Raw genomic sequence first — 18260 nt, forward strand, 5'->3', positions numbered from 1 at the left:
CTTAAATCTATAGGCTAACCCAGTCAGTCGCTAGCCTGAATGCTGAATGGCATAAAACAGCCTGCTTCAGTTCTCTACTGATGGATCAATCCGGTACTTTGGACTGATTCGTTAAACTAAAGGTGTTGTTCTCAAAGGTAACAAATACATACAAGGGTGTGGCCAGCAAATCGCTTAGCGAGATGCCTGTCAGGCCATAATATATCTCGCATGGTACTATTAACTGGCATAAGTGCCACCAGTTTGTCTAGGAAATAAGTAATTCATACTGATTCTTACTTTATGATATTATTTTGCTATATGTTTTATTTGAAATATATGATTCGTATGTTTGTCAAGCGGTAGTTTTCAGGATCAGGATCGATAGTACGCTAGCCTTACTAAACACTATGTTTTTAGGGTCAGATGTAATTGGTTGAGCTGTCCATTTAGCCATTATTATAGTATGGGATCGAAGAAGAAACAGTTATTTCGCATTGTATTTGACGTCCTGGATGGGACGAATCAACAGATCTGCCAAAATGGCGATGTGTCCATTGCGGCTACGGACCCAGACGAAGCGATTGATTGGGTCTTCGCCGAAATGCAGCGCCAGTTCAAGCGGCCAGATATTCGGCTTTCACGAGTGCGTGTTGGAATTTGACGCGTTTTATAAGTACGCGTTTGTAAGTAGTATTCGGCGTTTTAGTATACTGGATTTTTTCCAGTGAAAAGTCTATAGCAGGCAAAGTCATCCTGGAAATAACCATTTGACATCTAGTCGGTTTTATTAGAGAACAACTTTCTAATGAACTATGGATTTCCAGGAACTCATGCTCACTTATGGCTATCCCATTCTGTTTCTTGGGGTGCTACTGGAAAGTGAAGCCTTTTTATTGGTCGGAGTTTATTTGGCTCACCAGGGATATTTTTCGCTGCCCGCCGTCATTGGCCTGGCTGCTCTCTCTTCGTTTTGTGTCACGCAGCTCTGTTTTTTGCTGGGCTATCGCTACGGCAGTACATTTATCAGCTCACGACCTCGTTGGCAGAATCGTTACCAGCGAATTGAGCGACTAATGAATCGCTATGGTACGGGTCTAGTGGTAGGCTTTCGGGCGCTCTATGGCTTACGGGGAGCTATACCCGCTGCTGTGGGACTGGCGGGCTTTTCGTCGGGCCGGTTTATGGTCTACAACGCACTGGGGGCGCTGGTCTGGGCAATCACAGTGGCTCTTTTAGGAGACAGCCTGGTCCAGGGACTTAAGCAACTCTACAATAGTCTTCAACCCTCCGAAATGATGGCCCTGTCTGTGTTGGTGGTAGTAGGGGGAGGCTGTCTTATTTTTCAACTAGCCAGACGATCTCGCTTAAAAAAACAAACTATTGGTAACGCTATGGTTGAGTACCCATCCAGTCAGCTAGAGCAGAGTTGAATTGAATAAGATCCTATTTGTGCTGCTGGGTCTTTCCCAGTACCATTGACGCTCCTTGTCAAGATCAACGGGTATGATCCTTCGTGCCTGATTAAAGCCCACACGAATACTCTCCAGCTCTCCCAGCTGTGGGTTGATAATTTTTTTGGCAAAAGAAAGGTACGATTAACCCATAGGTCAGTAGTATACAGTATAGGGCCTTATCTCGTCAGGCCACTAACTAGTATATGTCTTGTAATCTGAATGGAAAGGAGCTATCGGCTTATGATGTAATAATCATAGGCTCTGGAGCTGGCGGAGGCATGGCCGCCTATCAACTTACCAAAGCCGGTGCCACGGTCTGTCTGCTGGAAGCAGGAGGCTATTTCGACCCCGCCGACCCCAAGTATATTACGCAACTTAAATGGCCTTATGAATCACCCCGGCGAGGGGCCAATACCGTTCGGCCGTTCGGTGATTTCGACGCGGCCTGGGGTGGATGGCAAATCGAGGGTGAGCCCTATTCGGCTCAATCTGGTACCGAATTCCATTGGTTCCGATCCCAAATGCTGGGGGGGCGAACCAATCACTGGGGGCGGATTTCGTTGCGATTTGGACCCGATGATTTCCGTCGCTATAGTCTTTCCGGAATTGGTGTCGACTGGCCCATTGGCTACGACGACATGAAGCCCTACTACGACTGGGTCGATAAACTGATTGGGGTGTTTGGTACCAATGTTGGGTTGCCAAATGAGCCCGATGGCTTTTTTCTGCCGCCCCCGAAACCTCGACTGCACGAAATGATGATTACCAAAGCAGCTCGCAGCGTTGGTGTCCCGGTCTTCCCGTCCCGCTTGGCGGTACTGACCAAGCCCATCAATCAGGAACGAGGAACCTGCTTTTATTGCGCCCAGTGCGGGCGGGCCTGTTCGGCTTATGCCGATTTTTCATCGTCGTCGGCATTGGTTATTCCGGCCCTGAAAACCGGTAAGCTTACGCTCATCAATAATGCCATGGCCCGTGAGGTGTTGACGGACCCACAAAGCGGCTTGTGTACGGGTGTCTCGTATGTCGACAAAACGAGTTTACAGGAACGAACCGTTAAGGGTAAGATAGTCGTATTGGCGGCCAGCACCTGCCAGTCGGCCCGACTTCTGTTAAACTCGAAGTCCTCCCAATTTCAGCAGGGCCTGGCCAATGGGTCGGGGGTGGTCGGTAAATACCTGAACGATTCAACGGGAGCGTCCATGTCTGGCTTCGTGCCCGCCCTGATGAACCGCAAACGATACAATGAAGATGGGGCTCAGAGCTGTCATATTTATACTCCCTGGTGGCTCGATAACAAAAAGCTGGATTTCCCACGTGGGTACCACATCGAATATGGGGGAGGGATGCGCATGCCCGATTACAACTTCATGAGTGGTATTGAAGCCTACAATGGTCTTATGACTGACAAGAGCGGTAAAAAGAAAGAAGCCGGTGGGTATGGTGCCAGTTTGAAGGAAGATTACCATCGATACTATGGGGCTTTTGTCTCGATGGCAGGTCGGGGAGAGCCGGTGCCGCTGGAAAGCAACTATTGCGAAATTGACCCAAATCGGGTTGATCAATACGGCATTCCGACCTTGCGGTTTCATTATAAATGGTCGGACTATGAGGTAAAGCAGGCCCGTCATATGCAGCAAACCTTCGATGAAATTATTCACGCGATGGGTGGACAGCGAATTGGCCCGGCTCCCGGTGCCGACCGGAACTATGGGCTGGAAGCTCCCGGCCGGATCATTCACGAAGCCGGAACGATTCGAATGGGGAAAGACCCCAAAACCTCGGCACTCAACCCATTTCAGCAGGCGCATGAGGTGAAAAACCTGTTTGTCGTCGATGCGGCTGCGTTCCCATCACAGGGCGATAAAAACCTGACCTGGACCATTCTGGCCTCTTCCATGCGGACTTCCGACTATATCATCGATCAAATCAAAACGAAAGCGCTATGAACCGCCGGGACATTCTAAAAGCAATTCCTCTTTCTACGCTGAGTTTACCGGCTGCTACAACTTCAGAGGCTTCACCAACAGCCCCGTTGCCTAAGCCAGTGGTAACCGAATTTAAGGGTGGTAAGTCGCCCGATGAGCAACGCAGAGACAGCTCTTTACAAACGGCAAAATTTCTGACAGCTCATGAACTGGCCACGGTTGCGTTACTATGCGATATTATTCTGCCAGCCGATGCCCATTCACCTAGCGCTTCCCAGGTAGGTGTGCCGCTGTTTATTGAGTTTATGCTCAAAGACCAGCCCGATATGCAGACGCCTGTTCGCGGTGGGCTGAGCTGGCTGGATCATGAATGCCGCCACCGCTTTGGAAAGCCATTTACAGACTGTACAGCACCCCAACGCATTGCCTTAGTGGATGATATCGCCTATCCGGCTAAAGCCAGGCCTGAGATGTCGCCAGGCGTAGCCTTCTTTTCACGCATGCGCAACCTGACAGCAGCCGGGTACTTCACCAGCAAAGCCGGTATCGCCAATCTTGGCTATATGGGGAATACTCCTCATCAGTGGGCTGGCCCTCCGAAGGATGTATTGGATCAGTTTGGGCTAAGCTTTGACTCCGATGTCCACTATGCGGATATGGGCTAACGGCTGAAAACCAGGAATTGCATGTCTTTTTTACCAAACTTGATGCCCGCTTGGGTCCTTCTTTTAGGACTTTTACTGGAAGGGGAACAATCGACAATGCCAATTGAAACGCAACTGACTTTCGAGGCCAAAGGTCATACGCTGAATAATAACCAGGTTTTTTCGCCCGACGATCACTGGATTGTGTATGATACGCGCAACATCGATACGGGTTTAGGCCAGACCAGTTCCATTGAGTTGGTTGATGTGAACACGAAAGAAATACGCCAGCTTTACCGAACGCCCAGCCAAACCGAAAATGGGCCAGGAGCGGGTGCTGTCGCTTTTTCGCCCAACGAATCAAAGGTTCTGTTTTTACATGGGCTTAGAAACGCGGATGCCCGCTACCCGTATGCAATGAGTCGGCGAACCGGTGTGCTGGTCGCTGTCGATCAACCGCAGAAACCCCATTTTTTGGATGGCCGATGCCTTACGGCTCCGTTTGTACCGGGTGCTCTACGCGGGGGAACGCACGCGCATCAGTGGAGTGGAGACGGACATTGGATTAGCTTTACGTATAATGATGAAGTCATGGAGCGGCTTTCCCAAACCAACCCAGCCGTAAAGGATCTTCGGACGGTGGGAGTTTTAGTGCCAGCTCATTCTGTAAAGGTGCATGATTCGAATGATGCGGACTGTTTTGATGGAGAGTGGTTTGCTGCTGTTATTGCTCAGGTGACTGAGCAGCCGAAGCCAGGTAGTGACGAGATTGAGCGAGCTTTTGATGAAACCTGGATTGGTAATGACGGATACCGTAAAGCCGATGGTAGCTGGCAAAAACGAACCATAGCGTTTCAGGGTAATATTCGGAATAAGGAAAATCAACTTGTAACGGAAGTATTTGTGGCTGATCTACCCGACGATCTGACTAAGGCTGTTCCCGGAAAACCGCTGGAAGGCACCGCAACAACCCGCCCCAATCCACCCGCCGGTGTCAGGCAGCGTCGGATTACGTTCACCAAACACGGGATTGAAGGTCCTCGGCACTGGTTGCGAAGCTTGCCCGACGGTACCCTCATTGGTTTCTTAGCGAAAGATGCTGCTGGTCTGATCCAGCTCTTCGGGGTTTCGCCCAACGGTGGTCCCATTCGTCAACTGACCCACCAACCGTTCTCCATCCAGACAACGTTCAACTTCAGTCCGGATGGGAAACAGGTTGCTTATGCGGCTGATAACAGCATCTTTGTGAGTGATCTGACGAGTGGGGAATTCCGGCGGCTTACTCCCCGTTCGGCCGATGAGCAGCGACCGATCAATGGCGTAGTGTGGTCCAATAAAGGAGATCGAATCGCGTACAACCGGTATGTTTCAACCGCTGCCGGGCGTTATATACAGGTGTTTCAGCTAACAGGATTTTGACCCGTTACTTCTAGGCTAGTTATTACACTGTAATAGAAGTTTTCTGTCATTCCGACCGGGACGCGTAGTCGAAGGAGGAATGACAGAAAACTATTAAATAACTTAGTTTACGCGGTAGTTACTGCCGGAACGTCCACCGCTTGACCTCCACAGGAGCCTCCTGAATGGCTTTGTAAAGCTGCTGGTCGGATTTGAAAACGAGTTGATTTAGTTGGAATGTTTCCGCATGAACCTCAACAGTTGATTGTTCATAGGGCCAGGGATCGAGAACTAATGAACCATCGACTCGCTGATGCAGATAATACGACACTCCATCTGGCCCTTTGCTCACTTCGAGTCGCCGTTCCTCAGGTGGTATTTGTTGCAGACACAAAATTAAGGATAGGGCATCGCACCACTGCAGGAATTCATAGGCATAGGTTGCTTCGGCTTTCGTCGTTTTTGTTTCTTTTCGCCAAAGCGCCTGATTGACCCGTTGCTGCTCTAAAAATGCGTCTAGCTGTTGGCTACTTCCCCGTTTGGGTTCATACAGAAAAACTGTATGCATCGACATCAGTAAGGCATTCCAGCGACTTTTTTGCAGGCCAATCTGAATGAGATTCTGACACTGCTCCAGAGAATAATCAACTAATTGAAAATGAAGAGGAGCCCCTGAGGACGTCAGATGATTCCGGCCTTCCCAGGGGACTTGCCCGTCGTCGTGCTCAGCAACGGCAATTAGTGTTTCGGCCCAATGGGCTGGGCGTTTGTCAATCGTCCAGGCTAAGGCGAGTTGTAAAGCAAGTAAGCCATGGGCGGGCTGGTGAATGAGTTGCCAGCCAGATTCAGTTTGGGTAATAAGCATATTCCATATACTAGCAATGAAGCGTATGTCTACAGATTCCTGTTGGGAATAGTACGACCTACTAACAACGAAACTGAAGACACAAATGTCAGGCAGAAGCCATTGATTCGATCAATAAGTAGGCAAACGGTCTCTCTCCCGCCTTTTACATTTTGGCTAACCGGTCAGCCTGTTGAGGTGCAGTCAATAGTTACGCCAATCCGGTAATTCGTCGCGGGTGATCACATCCGTGTCTGTATAAACCGATTTTAGTCGCTCGAGCGGTTGCTTTTTGATCCAGTCAGCACCGGTCCAGACGGCAAACCAGGACCACCACGTATTGATTGTGCGGACGTTGGCTACATTCGGAAGGTGGCCAACTTCAGACAGTGTTACTAGCTTTTTTCCGTTGAAAAGGGTCTGCGCGGTTGTCCAGTTGGTATTTAGACTGGCATTTGGGTCCGTGTAAATGTCCATACCAACAATATCGACGTACTGATCGCCCGGATACCAGTCGGTGTTGATGGTATCGGTGCCGGTATAAACCCAGATCAGGTTATGCAGTTGGTGGTCATTCATCAGGCGGTTATATAGGATTTGCCAGAGCTCTTTGAAAGGAGTAGGCCCTTTAGCTCCCCACCAGAACCAGCCGCCAGATGCTTCGTGCAGAGGGCGCCAGAGGACGGGAACATCGGCTGCCTGAAACTTTTTGAGCTGTTCTGCGATGGCGTCAATGTCGCGCAGTAGGAGTTTGTACCGTTCGCTGTTTTTATCCGCTAGTGTAGCCGCCAGATCGAACGTAGTGGCTCGGGTATAAAAGCCACTCCACCAAAATTTGTCGGGTCCCTGATTGATTAGATCGGTAGGCGCGTTCCAGTGCCAGCATAGACTGATAATGCCTCGACCTTCGCCTTTCCTGGCCCATTGAATGCAGTCCTCAGCGGTTCGTAATGGTTTACTGCCAAACGGAACCCGGCTGGGCGAGTAGTCCATTAAATCGAAAGCCCCGATGGCCGGTTCTTTGCCGGTTTTTTCGAGAATGTACTCCACGTCATCCTGCTGACCCGAAATCATTTTGCGGCCATACTGATCGATCAGATAAGAATATAAACCGTTTGTGGATGCAGTGGCTTTGGTATCGATGAGTTGAGCGGCTGGTTTGAGTAGTGTTCCTGATGGTTGTGTTTTTTGAGAGGTGTCTGTTGCTGTAATCGACTCAGTCGCCTTACAGGCTAAAAGATTGTTAACCAGCGATAAACACAGCAAAAAAGTACATACATACTGGTGCAGACCAGCAAATCGACCAAGGCTAGTCAGATTATTGGTTGTCATACTAAATCGGTTATTCGGCTTGACTCATAAAAAAGCCGCGTACTAACGGGCGTCATTGACAACATCCCGTCACCACGCGACTACTCACTTTATAGGTTGGTTTTACTAGAATTCGGTATCTAAGAATCTGCCTGTTATTTCACCAGCATGATGTCATCAAAATAGAATGTCTCATCCTGCTTGTCGGGGCCTTTGATGCGGAAGCCTATCTGCTTTAGGGTTTTACCCGCTACCCAGAAATCCATGTCCGACAGCTTGATTTTGAAGTAGTTCCAAACACCTGCTTTCACGTCGATCTTATTCGCTTCTACATAGTCGCCAAAAGCAGCTTTGCCCGCATCCGTAGTCAGGTACAGCGAATAATCAGCCGAAGCGCCTTTGATCCAGCCCGTTACATAGGTGTAATCCGCCGAGTAAGGGATAGCCGAGGCAGACCAGTTGGCAAACCCAATCAGGTGCCAGTTTCCTTTCTGGTAATTCTTGCCAATTGATGCCGTTCCCGAAGAAAACTCCTTAGTCGAGATAGAGGCAGCATCACCCCAGGAACCATCCTGGAAGCCAGTGCCGTAGGCATCCGTAAAGATCTGATACGCTTTGTCGACGTTTATGAACTCCTGCCTGGTTCGCATGCGCCCGGTGCTGTTCGTAATACTGAGTGTACCACGGGTAAGCGTCGTGGTCGGCATCTGGACAACCAACTGCGTTTTTGATTTCGATACTACGGTAGCTGCATCCGAAATCCCCTTCACGGAGTCGGCAATAGCGACCGCTGTTACATCGTCGAAGTTATTGCCGGTAAGCGTGATGACGGTTCCCTTCGTAAAGTTATAGTTCGACGCCGAGGTGACTGTAGGATAGGCCAGCGCTTTAAAAGGCACCGTCAGCGTTTTGCCCGCACTGTTGGTAAAGGTAATGTTCTGTTTGCCACCTAATACCTCGGTCGGAACCCGGAAAATCAAGACGTTATCGGTATTGAGCGTGGGCTGGAAACCCGCCGGTACATTTTGTTTCTCGAAGACGATAGCCCGAATGTCGCCCAGGCCGGTCCCGGTCAGGGTGACAAGGGCACCGCCAGCCGCCGAATCCGGCATAATTTTCGTCGCAACGGGGTTGCCGGGCGCAATCTGCGGGCTACCGTCCGTGTCTTTTGTGCAGGAACTCATGCCCAGACCCGTTGCTACGGTCAGAAGGGCTATGCCTGCTATTCGATGTATGTTCGTTAATTTCATTGGCTTGCTACTCATAAAGGTCATTGTGGTCTGTTTGTATCCACGGGCTTCAGCCCGTGTCTGGATTCGCATAAACACGCACGGGCTGAAGCCCGTGGATACAAACAGACCAACTACTTAGTTGTAATACGGCACGGGGTCTTTGCCCAGTTCAGGGTCCTGCACAATCTCGCCAGCCGGGATCGGTAGAAATAGTTTGTCCTCGGTGAAATTGGTCAGGTAGGTAGCGCCCGTCACCGTTCCGCGATTCTGCTTCTCAATAATGGCTTTTGCTTTTGCAAAACCCTGTCGCTGAATGTCGTACCAGTAATCGCCCTCGAAGGCAAACTCAACGCGCCGTTCGTGTAGAATGTCATCGTTCGTAATCGACGTTTTCGGCGACAGACCCGCCCGGTTTCTGACTTTATTCAACGCTTCCAGCGCTTTCGCATCGGAGGTCGAAGCGCCACCAGCCAGCACTGCTTCAGCATAGATCAGCAGAACATCGGCATAGCGAAGCAATACAACGTTATTGCCCGAATTCTGGCCCAGTACCGGTTCGCCCCCGAAGCTTTTTCCTGGACCCGCGAAGTACTTTACCAGATTGGCACGGGTTGGACTTAAGCTTCCACCGTCAGCCGTTGGTTGCAGCGTATCGTATTTGAACCCATTGGCCATGAAGGCGTTATACTTAGGCATATTCGCCCGTTGAGGTTTCCAGTTTGGGTTCGTCCAGCCCTGTTCCATCACCGACCATTTCCGGCGCATATCACCAAATTCATATTCTTTCAGTATGTCCAGCGAGGGTACGTACATTTCCCAGGCATCAGCTTCGGCAGTACGAAGTGCTCCAGCTCCGCGATCCGGGTTTTTGATGTTGCCCGTTCCCCATGGGTCCTGCGCAAACTGGTGCTGGATAGAAAAGATGGCTTCAGCGTTGTTGTTCATGCTCATCTTGGTAAACATGCCGGTATAATCGTCAACCAGGCTATATTTCCCTGAGTTGATCACCTCTTCGGCCTTGGCTTTGGCATTTGCGTAATCTTTGCTGTACAGGTACATTTTCGCCATCATAGCCTTGGCCGCGAACTTGGTTACCCGGCCCGGTACGTCGGATTCGGGCAAACTCGCTTCGGCCATTTTCAATTCGTCGAGGGCAAACCGCAACACGTCCTTTTGCAGATAGCGCGGAATGTTGAAATTACCCGAGAGGGCCGTTGCACCGGGATCGGTGATGATTGGTGCGGCTCCCCACGTCCGGGCAATGTAGAAATAGATCATCCCTCGAATAAAATGGCACTCGGCAATGGCGGGGTCCAGGTAGGCCGCACCGCCCCCGGCCGCTTTCTTCTCTTCGAATGTTTTGATCATCACATTCGCATAGCCGATGATTTTATAGAACGCGCCCCAGGCTGCACCAATCCGGTCAGAAGCCGATGATACTGTAAAGTTCAGGTACTCGACGTCGGTATAGGTAAACATATTGCCCCCCATAACATCGCCGATGGCATCCTGCGCCCGGCTTTCGTAGTTGCGCCAGGGCAACCCGCTGTATAGTGTACTCGTTGCGGCCCGGACTTCATCCGCATTATTATAATAGTTTCCGGTTGTGGTGCCCGATAGCGAAGGCCGTTCAATGAAGTCTTTCGAACAGGAAGACAACAGCACCGCCGGCAGTATCAGGGCATATAGTGGCTTGAGTTTCATCTTTTTAAAGAGTGAAAGAGTGAATGAGCGAAAGAGCGATTATCGCCTTCCGAGGAGAGGGAGTTAAGTTTCAGAGAGCTGGACTAGCCATTCGCTCTTTCACTCATTCACTCTTTCGCTCTTTAATTTAAAATTGCAGATTAGCGCCTACCGTGAACGTGCGAGGGTTCGGATAGTGGCCAGTGTCGACGTTCATCAGTTTGATGCTGTTGTTGAACGCACCGATTTCAGGATCATAGCCGGAGTAGTTCGTGAAGGTTTTCAGGTTCTGAATCGAGCCGTAGATCCGCAGGTTTTGAATCTTTACCTTGTTCAGTAGCGTTTTTGGTAGTCGATAGCCCAACGTAATGTTCTGAATACGAGCGTACGAAGCGTCTTCGACGTAGCGGTCCGACATGGCCGTGTTGTTCTTGTTCGTGTTTGTAAACCGGGGCAGCGCACCGTTCGGGTTGGCTTCCGTGTACCGATCATTGACCGTTTTCATCTGGTTGGTGTAGGCATTGTTCAGCCCTTCCAGTTGCCAGCGCAGGAAGTTAAATGCTTTGCCCCCCTGGCTACCCTGCAGAAACAGCGAGAAGTCGAAATCGCCGTAGTTCAAGGTATTAGTAAAGCCCCAGGTAAATTTGGGTAGTGGGCTACCAATGAAGGTGTAATCCTGCGCATCGATTTTCTTGTCGCCGTTGATGTCCTTGAAGCGGATGTCGCCCAGCCAGGTTTCCGTTTGATTCACCTTGTAGCCAAACTGTGGAAGGCTCGCGTCCAACTCAGCCTGCGTACGGAAGAGACCATCCGTTACCAATCCCCAGAATGAACCGACAGGCCGACCCGGTGTGGTGTGCGTAACGAGGTAGTTGTTGTAATACACTTTCCCATCCAGCGCCGAAGCCGCACTGGCCGCTTTATCATAGCTGTTGGTAAACTGCGTAAACACGACGTTGGTCTTCCAGCTAAACTTATCCGTTTTAATGTTGGTCGATGTTAGGCCAATATCGATCCCCGTGTTCGTCATCTGACCCGCATTACCCAAGGGCGCTTTGAGGTCGTCCCACTGGTCGCCCACGCCGATCAGGTTCGGGCCGGTCAGGAAGATGATCATGTCCGACGTCACTTTTTTATACACATCGATCGTGGCATCGATTCGGCCGTTCAGGAAGCCCAGGTCAACCCCGGCGTTGGTCGTTTTAACCGATTCCCATTTCAGATTGGGGTTAGGAATGCCGTTGATCATGTTCGATGAGCCGAAACCGACCGGACCCGAAAAGAACTGTACCGCACCAACGTAGGCGGGGTTAGGCGCACCACCGGGGAAATTCTGGTTACCAACCGTTCCGTAGCCAACCCGTAATTTTGCGTAGCTCAGTACATTCGAGACGGACCCTTTCATGAACTTCTCGTTGGAGATCGTCCAGCCTGCCGATACCCCAGGGAAATACCCCCATCGGTTGTTGGGGCCAAAGTTTGACGACCCATCGGCCCGGAAACTGGCTGATAACGAGTACCGATCATCGTAGGTATAGTTGGCGCGGGCAAAATACGATTCCATCGCCCATTGGCCTTTTCCACCGCTCAATCCCCAGGTTGTCTGATCAGCGCTACCGGTGTTGAGGTCGAAGATATTGGCCTGCAAATCTACTTTCGTACCCGAAATCGACTGGTAGTAGGAGTTCTGCACCTGATGACCGACTGTAGCCTGAATGCCATGCTTTTGCAGGTTTTTGTTGTAGGTCAGGTAATTCGTCAATGACCAGTAGTAGCTGTCGGAGCGGGAATCGATCAGTTTGCTACGGAAGGATGTACTGCCCACATTCCCGGCTTTCTGGTACGCAACGTTGTTGTCCTGGCCCAGCGAATAGGACAGTTCATTACGTAACGACAGGTCTTTGGTCAGTTGTAATTCGGCGTACAGGCTTCCGAAAACGTTGTTCGACGTTTTGGTATTCCCCCGGAACTCGCTGTTACCAACCAGGTTGGAGCCGTAATACTGAACGCCACCTACCGTTTGGCCACCACCCCAGCTACCGTCCAGGTTTTTAACGGGCGTGAGCGGACTGGTCGAAGCGCCCCACCAGATGGTTCCTTCAGCGGCATCGGCCAGTGATACGTTCTGAATACTACGCGATACGTTGGCACTTAACCCCACCTTCACCCAGTTTTTTAACTGTGTGTCGAGGCTAAACCGGCTGGCGTACCGTTTGAAATCCGAGCCCAGCAGAATCCCTTTGTTGTCGAAATAATTCAGGGAAAGGTAGTAGGTCGTTTTGTCCCGTCCACCCGAGAAGCTCAACTGGTGATTGTTAATTTTCCCGTGCTGGAACATGGCTTCCTGCCAGTCAGTCCCCTTACCCAGTAAATCTGGATTTTTGAACTCATCCGACACCGGATTGCCGATAATGGGCAGGACCTCGTTCTGATACCGGGCAAAATCCCGCAAATCCATCAGATCCAGTCGCCGGGCCACTTCCTGAACGCCCGTGTACGTCTCGTAGTTAATCTTGCCTTCGCCCTGCTTGCCCTTTTTGGTGGTTACCAGAATAACCCCGTTGGCAGCCTGAGAGCCGTAAATAGCCTGCGCCGAGGCATCTTTCAGCACGTCGATGCTTTCAATGTCATTGGGATTAAGCATGGCCATGACGCTGTTGCCGGTTTGGCCATCGCCACCACCCAGACCGGCATAACCCGTGCTGTTCGACGTATTGCCTCGCACAAACGGTACGCCATCAATCACAAACAACGGGTCGTTGCTGTTGATCGACGTAACGCCCCGAACCTGAACCGATACGCCACCGCCGGGCTGACCACCATTGCTGGTAACGGTCACCCCAGCCGCTTTACCCTGCAAAAGCTGGTCAATACCAGCCGCCGGAATATCCTTTAATTCGGTGGCTTTGACCGTCGTGATCGAAGAGGTAACATCCGAGCGCTTCACTGTACCGTAGCCAATCCGAACCACCACTTCGTCCAGAGACTGGTCGGCGGTTTGTAGGGTAATGTTCAACGTTGTCCGCGAACCGACCTCAACTTCCTGCGTTTTCATCCCGATGAACGAGATGACTAAGGTTTTCGACCCGGCGGGTAGGTTGATCGAGAATTCACCATTCACGTTGGTCGTCGTTCCAAGCGTCGTTCCTTTTACGGATACGGTTGCGCCGGGAAGGGCGTTTCCTTTCTCGTCGGATATGGTCCCTTTCACGGGCCCTTTGGTATCCAATGGCCTGTTTGTGGCAACCTTGGCCGCTTTTATGCTCGCCAGAGCAGGTGGATTATTGCCCACAGCTACGCTGGTAATGGCTCGCTCCTGCGCCTGGGCACTTAGCCAACTGCTTAGGATGAAAGCCCCCGAAAGCACATGTTTTATCATGTAATACTAAAATTAATTGTGAATTTAAATTATAGATTTAGTAGGATAGTCTGATTATAGACTCCCGGCCAGGCTAGTTGTCAACCGTTTTGTTACACCACGACCGGAGTTGTTTTGATTAGTTTCTGCATCGGTAGCGAAATCATGACCGACGTTCCTTTCCCCGCTTCACTCTGCCACATCACCTGCCCGCCCAGATACGCTATTCGGGATTTGATGTTGGCGAGCCCGTTACCGCTGGCTGGTTCTTCTGTAAAATTGCTACCACGCCCATCGTCGTCGACGCTGATCAGTGCCGTTTCGTCGTTGGTCATGATCTGTACCATAATCGTCTGAGCCTGCGCATGTTTCAGTGCATTATTGAGCAACTCCTGTATTACCCGGTAGAGCATCGCTGAGGCCTCTTCACCCAGCGGAGGTAGTTCGCCGTAATGCTCCAGTACTAGCGTGGTTTCATTTACCAGATTCAGTTTTTGTACTAGGTCCTCCAACGCCGGAATTAGCCCAAACGTCGATAGCGCATAGGGACGTAAATCATTTGAAATTAACCGCGTTTCGGTGCAGGCTTCGTCCAGAAACTGGTTCAGCGGCTCTTTTACGGACAACGGCAACTGCTCCTGATGCGCTTCCACAAACAGCTTGATACGTGAAAGCTGAATACCCAGGCCATCGTGCAGGTCGCGGGCAATCCGGCTCCGTTCGCTTTCCTGACCTTCGATCATCGCACGTAATGACTTCAGTTCGAGTTGCCGGATCTGCTGCTGGGCAATGACAGCCTGCTGCCGCGCAATCAGCTTTTGCTGCCGCCGTAAGAATACCAGAGCCGCTACGCCGATGATGCTGATAACCAGAATGCCAACCAGTACAGAATTCAAAAAACGTTCGCTCTGGTTTTGCTCTTCGGCCAGTTGTTTCTCAACGGCCAGGGTCTTGATTTGGCTATCCAGCTCCTGTAGTCGTATACTTTTTGTATGCGCCGACTCGTAAAACTGATTGGCAAAGTCCAGCGTCTGTAGCGATGATTCATAGGCTCGTTTGTAATCGCCCATGTGCGAATAGGCATCGGCAGAATGCTTAGACAACTCTCGTAGCATGGCTACATTTTTTTCAACTTCAGCCAGCTTATAACTTCGCTGATATGCTTCGATGGCCTCTTTTGACCGATTGCTGAATTGCTCGACAATACCCAGGTAGAAGTAATTCAAACTGATCAGCCAATTGACGTTCAGGCGTTTCGCCATCACCAGACTACGGCTGGCGAAATACTGGGCAGAATCCGGTCGCTTTATGCGTAAGTAGGTATTAGCCAGAAGGTTCAGTGCGTAAGTTTGTGAGAACTCCTGATTATGCTGGGCACTCATTCGTTCGGTTTCGCGCAAATCCGTCAGCAAATGAGCCGGGATAGGGTTCTTTTGCTGAGCGATATTGGCCAGCCCCAGTCGACACTCAATGACTTTGGGAATGTTGTTCGTTCGCTCAAAAAACTGACGTGCCTTTTTTAGGTACTTCTCGGCCGAAGGCTGCATGAAGTAATCATATAAATAATAATCACCGATGGCAATCTGTGCGTTGTAATACCCCACCGAATCGCCCTCTAGACTGTAATATTTCAGGCTATTGAAATACGAGTCCAGTGTGTATTTGTTGTAGCCATACAACTGGTGATAAAGCCCGCTTAGTTGCTCATAGGCTTTAGCCGCCGGAACATATTTTCTGGTCGTGACTAGTTGTTTGATTTCTTTCTTAAGGCTGTCAATGCCCGGCGTCTGCGCTACGGCACTTACCGACTGGCACAAAACAGATAATACCAGGAGCATCGTAGCACTCAGGCCTGTTTTTTTCAGTAGAAAGAAGATAGTGGTCAGGGTCATTGACGATCAGTGACTCAGCTTTTAATCGATGTATTGCATTTCCATAGCCGTCTTAATCAACAGGGCCGTATTCGGAACACTGAATTTCATGAGCAGACTGCTCCGGTGAAATTCGACGGCTTTGGCACTGACGAACAGTTGAGCCGCCATTTGCTGAGTGGTGAGTCCTTGAGCAATAAGGGTCAGGACTTCCGACTCGCGGGGGGTTAGGTTTGGCTTTATCCCGGCCGACGATTTTCGGGCGCGCGGGCCTTCATGCAACAGAATCGACGTGATGGTCTCATTGAAGTAGTGTTTTCCCGTATATACCGCACGAATTGCCTGTAAAAGCTCTGTCTTGGTTGTATTCTTCAACAAATACCCTTTTGCCCCTTTTTTCACCACCCGCTTGATCAGGCTGGCATCATCATGCATGGTTAGCGCCACTACACTCGTTTGGGAATACGTACGCGTGATGTACTCACACAACCCAAGCCCGTCCTCAATGTGCGGAAATGAAATGTCCAGTAATACGACGTCAATATTGGTGTCAGCTAACTGTTCGACAACCGACGACACACTGTAACACCGCTTTGCCACTTCGATCTCCGGTGAGCCGGAAATCAGTGACTCAATCCCTTCGACAAACACATTGTGATCATCCGCTATCAATACCCGTATCATGCAATCACACTGTTGACGCTTGCTTCTGCCAACGAGAAACTGGTTAATGTTCTATCTTAATTTGACCATTCAATCATTCAGTTGAACAATGCAGTTAAATAGAACTTTGTTTAGCAAAATTAGGATTAAGTGCACAGCTTAGGGAATAGTGAAAACCCAACTTCATTTAAATTTAGGGAAAACCCTAGAGAGGAAATATCGCCTATGAATCTATACTGACGTTTTGGAAAGCCTATTTCTGGCTGTATACTCCTGTATGATATAACGTTTTGGTGTTGTTATTTCTTCAATCTGAACCCAATAATATTACAACCTCAGGGCGGCTCACTAGTAGATAGGAGAGTATATTACTAGCAGGATTGGTACACGTAGCAGATTCAGTACAGATGGTAAAACGTCCGTTTTTTTGAACTCATCGGGCCAGTGCCATAACAAGCTCTTCATTGCATACGGTCTTAAATCAATACTCCCAGCTTTGCCCTACATCTGAATATGGGGAAAAGTTGGGAGTATTGGCAATAGAAGTTGGGATGTGACTATGAGGTATGCATTACACGTAATTTAGCCGTACGCAGTCACTTTACTACCTACTCACGTTCTGTGTCCTCACAGAACGCGGAAGAGGCTCTCGTTTAAAATACGGCAAAACTTACATTACACTGTAATACGTACAGTGTAATGTAAGCTTTCTGTCATTCCGACGAAGGAGGAATCTTCGGGTGAGGAAGAAATACGATACTTATCCGAAGATTCCTCCTTCGTCGGAATGACAGAAAACTGTAGTGTTATCCGCCCGTTAAAAATTTACGACGCTTTCATAAGCCTTCTTTGGCTGACCATTCTGATCGAATAGTAGCGGGTAATCCTTACGGCCGGGAACGGGGAAATTGTCAAGCCAGGAATTTTTGTCACTGAGATTCCAGAACGTCACGCCGGTGATTTTGTCGCGATGCTTCCGGAATATATCGAACACCATCTTATACTGAGCCGCCTGTTTGTCATTCATCTCCGATGTAAACTCACTTTTGTCGGTATCTCGACGGACCCGGCGCTCGTGCTCTTTGGGATACACCGAGATGTCTACTTCCGTGAATTGGACCTTTAGGCCTAGACTGGCAAATTTAGTGATGGACTCTTCCAGTTCCTGGGCAGATGGCTCGTAAATAGACCAATGAGCCTGTAAACCAACGCCGTTAATCGGGACTTTCTTAGCCTTTAGTTTCTTCAACAACTGATAGATCCGTTCCCGTTTCGACGCATTTTCGGTATTGTAATCGTTGTAAAACAGTTGCGCAGAGGGGTCCGCTTCATGGGCGTACTGAAATGCTTTCTCGATATAGTCTTCGCCGATGATTTCGTAAAATTTCGACTGGCGGTAAATACTCTTACCCGTATCGGGAACGGCTTCGTTTACCACATCCCATGCATAAATCCGGCCTTTGTAACGCCCCATCACATCGGTAATATGCCGCTTTAAGCGAGCCAACAGTACCTCCCGGCTCACGGTTTTTCCCGTTGAATCAGTGAAAAACCAGCGGGGTGTCTGATTGTGCCAGCAAAGCGTATGGCCCCGCAATTTGATGTTATTCTGTTGAGCAAAATCGGCAATGGCGTCGGCGTCTTTCCAGTTATACCGGTTCTCTTCGGGATGGATTGGCCCCATTTTCATGGCATTTTCGGGGGTCATGCTATTAAAATGGGTTTTTATCATTTCGGCGTCCGGGCCGGGTTGTACCATTCGTGGGTTTACAGCTACGCCAATCGGGAAATAGGCCTTGTAATAATCTTTCAGCCCTTTTTCGGGCGCTACAAAACCGATTGACAAGGAAATCAGAATATAGGCACTTAGTTTACGCATGACTAAAAAGGTT

Annotated in this window: 13 protein-coding genes; 5 read left to right on the top strand and 8 right to left on the bottom strand. The window is 49.8% G+C overall.

Going from position 1 to position 18260, the window contains the following annotated elements; genetic code table 11:
- Positions 1-445: 445 nt before the first annotated feature.
- The 5 genes from ACYVFD_RS17905 to ACYVFD_RS17925 all read left to right on the top strand — a co-directional run bounded on the left by ACYVFD_RS17905 (position 446) and on the right by ACYVFD_RS17925 (position 5427).
- Positions 446-643 carry a hypothetical protein gene (locus tag ACYVFD_RS17905; protein ID WP_461091723.1) on the top strand — a complete coding sequence of 66 codons (198 nt, stop codon included), beginning with the start codon at positions 446-448 and terminating at the stop codon, positions 641-643.
- A 151-nt stretch (positions 644-794) separates the two neighbouring features.
- Complete coding sequence (locus tag ACYVFD_RS17910) at positions 795-1412, top strand: DedA family protein (RefSeq protein ID WP_461091724.1); 618 nt, start codon at positions 795-797, stop codon at positions 1410-1412.
- Positions 1413-1639: 227 nt separating this feature from the next.
- Complete coding sequence (locus ACYVFD_RS17915) at positions 1640-3385, top strand: GMC family oxidoreductase (protein ID WP_461091725.1); 1746 nt, start codon at positions 1640-1642, stop codon at positions 3383-3385.
- Positions 3382-4029: a gluconate 2-dehydrogenase subunit 3 family protein gene (locus tag ACYVFD_RS17920; RefSeq protein WP_461091727.1), complete on the top strand. Its 648-nt coding sequence runs from the start codon at positions 3382-3384 to the stop codon at positions 4027-4029. Before ACYVFD_RS17915 ends, ACYVFD_RS17920 begins: the two co-directional genes overlap by 4 nt.
- 42 nt (positions 4030-4071) lie before the next feature.
- A complete protein-coding gene (locus ACYVFD_RS17925; protein ID WP_461091728.1) occupies positions 4072-5427 on the top strand; it encodes a DUF3748 domain-containing protein in 1356 nt (451 codons plus the stop codon).
- A 118-nt stretch (positions 5428-5545) separates the two neighbouring features.
- On the opposite strand, the gene ACYVFD_RS17930 is transcribed toward ACYVFD_RS17925, so the two are convergent.
- The 8 genes from ACYVFD_RS17930 to ACYVFD_RS17965 form a co-directional block, all read right to left on the bottom strand.
- Positions 5546-6271 carry a DUF3891 family protein gene (locus ACYVFD_RS17930; protein ID WP_461091729.1) on the bottom strand — a complete coding sequence of 242 codons (726 nt, stop codon included), beginning with the start codon at positions 6269-6271 and terminating at the stop codon, positions 5546-5548.
- Positions 6272-6454: 183 nt separating this feature from the next.
- Positions 6455-7582, bottom strand: coding sequence for a glycosyl hydrolase (locus ACYVFD_RS17935; protein WP_461091730.1), 1128 nt, complete (start codon positions 7580-7582; stop codon positions 6455-6457).
- A 134-nt stretch (positions 7583-7716) separates the two neighbouring features.
- Positions 7717-8883 (bottom strand): IPT/TIG domain-containing protein, encoded by a 1167-nt coding sequence (locus ACYVFD_RS17940; RefSeq protein WP_461091731.1) that lies wholly within the window; start codon positions 8881-8883, stop codon positions 7717-7719.
- A gap of 45 nt (positions 8884-8928) precedes the next feature.
- Positions 8929-10497 carry a RagB/SusD family nutrient uptake outer membrane protein gene (locus ACYVFD_RS17945; protein ID WP_461091733.1) on the bottom strand — a complete coding sequence of 523 codons (1569 nt, stop codon included), beginning with the start codon at positions 10495-10497 and terminating at the stop codon, positions 8929-8931.
- A gap of 127 nt (positions 10498-10624) precedes the next feature.
- On the bottom strand, positions 10625-13855 hold the full coding sequence (locus ACYVFD_RS17950; RefSeq protein WP_461091735.1) for a SusC/RagA family TonB-linked outer membrane protein: 3231 nt from the start codon (positions 13853-13855) through the stop codon (positions 10625-10627).
- 92 nt (positions 13856-13947) lie between these two features.
- Positions 13948-15726: a tetratricopeptide repeat-containing sensor histidine kinase gene (locus ACYVFD_RS17955; RefSeq protein ID WP_461091737.1), complete on the bottom strand. Its 1779-nt coding sequence runs from the start codon at positions 15724-15726 to the stop codon at positions 13948-13950.
- A 21-nt stretch (positions 15727-15747) separates the two neighbouring features.
- Positions 15748-16389, bottom strand: coding sequence for a response regulator (locus ACYVFD_RS17960; protein WP_461091739.1), 642 nt, complete (start codon positions 16387-16389; stop codon positions 15748-15750).
- A gap of 796 nt (positions 16390-17185) precedes the next feature.
- The gene (locus ACYVFD_RS17965) at positions 17186-18247 is read right to left on the bottom strand and encodes an endo-1,4-beta-xylanase (protein ID WP_461091741.1); all 1062 of its coding nucleotides are present in this window, start codon (positions 18245-18247) and stop codon (positions 17186-17188) included.
- Between the last annotated feature and the right edge of the window lie 13 nt (positions 18248-18260).

Source organism: Spirosoma gilvum (genome assembly GCF_054776815.1).

What these genes read in the sequence shown, in the direction of transcription:
- ACYVFD_RS17905 (WP_461091723.1), top strand. Translation starts at nt 446, where the DNA reads ATGGGATCGAAGAAGAAACAGTTATTTCGCATTGTATTTGACGTCCTG.
- ACYVFD_RS17910 (WP_461091724.1), top strand. Translation starts at nt 795, where the DNA reads ATGGATTTCCAGGAACTCATGCTCACTTATGGCTATCCCATTCTGTTT.
- ACYVFD_RS17915 (WP_461091725.1), top strand. Translation starts at nt 1,640, where the DNA reads ATGTCTTGTAATCTGAATGGAAAGGAGCTATCGGCTTATGATGTAATA.
- ACYVFD_RS17920 (WP_461091727.1), top strand. Translation starts at nt 3,382, where the DNA reads ATGAACCGCCGGGACATTCTAAAAGCAATTCCTCTTTCTACGCTGAGT.
- ACYVFD_RS17925 (WP_461091728.1), top strand. Translation starts at nt 4,072, where the DNA reads ATGCCCGCTTGGGTCCTTCTTTTAGGACTTTTACTGGAAGGGGAACAA.
- ACYVFD_RS17930 (WP_461091729.1), bottom strand. Translation starts at nt 6,271, where the DNA reads ATGCTTATTACCCAAACTGAATCTGGCTGGCAACTCATTCACCAGCCC.
- ACYVFD_RS17935 (WP_461091730.1), bottom strand. Translation starts at nt 7,582, where the DNA reads ATGACAACCAATAATCTGACTAGCCTTGGTCGATTTGCTGGTCTGCAC.
- ACYVFD_RS17940 (WP_461091731.1), bottom strand. Translation starts at nt 8,883, where the DNA reads ATGCGAATCCAGACACGGGCTGAAGCCCGTGGATACAAACAGACCACA.
- ACYVFD_RS17945 (WP_461091733.1), bottom strand. Translation starts at nt 10,497, where the DNA reads ATGAAACTCAAGCCACTATATGCCCTGATACTGCCGGCGGTGCTGTTG.
- ACYVFD_RS17950 (WP_461091735.1), bottom strand. Translation starts at nt 13,855, where the DNA reads ATGATAAAACATGTGCTTTCGGGGGCTTTCATCCTAAGCAGTTGGCTA.
- ACYVFD_RS17955 (WP_461091737.1), bottom strand. Translation starts at nt 15,726, where the DNA reads ATGACCCTGACCACTATCTTCTTTCTACTGAAAAAAACAGGCCTGAGT.
- ACYVFD_RS17960 (WP_461091739.1), bottom strand. Translation starts at nt 16,389, where the DNA reads ATGATACGGGTATTGATAGCGGATGATCACAATGTGTTTGTCGAAGGG.
- ACYVFD_RS17965 (WP_461091741.1), bottom strand. Translation starts at nt 18,247, where the DNA reads ATGCGTAAACTAAGTGCCTATATTCTGATTTCCTTGTCAATCGGTTTT.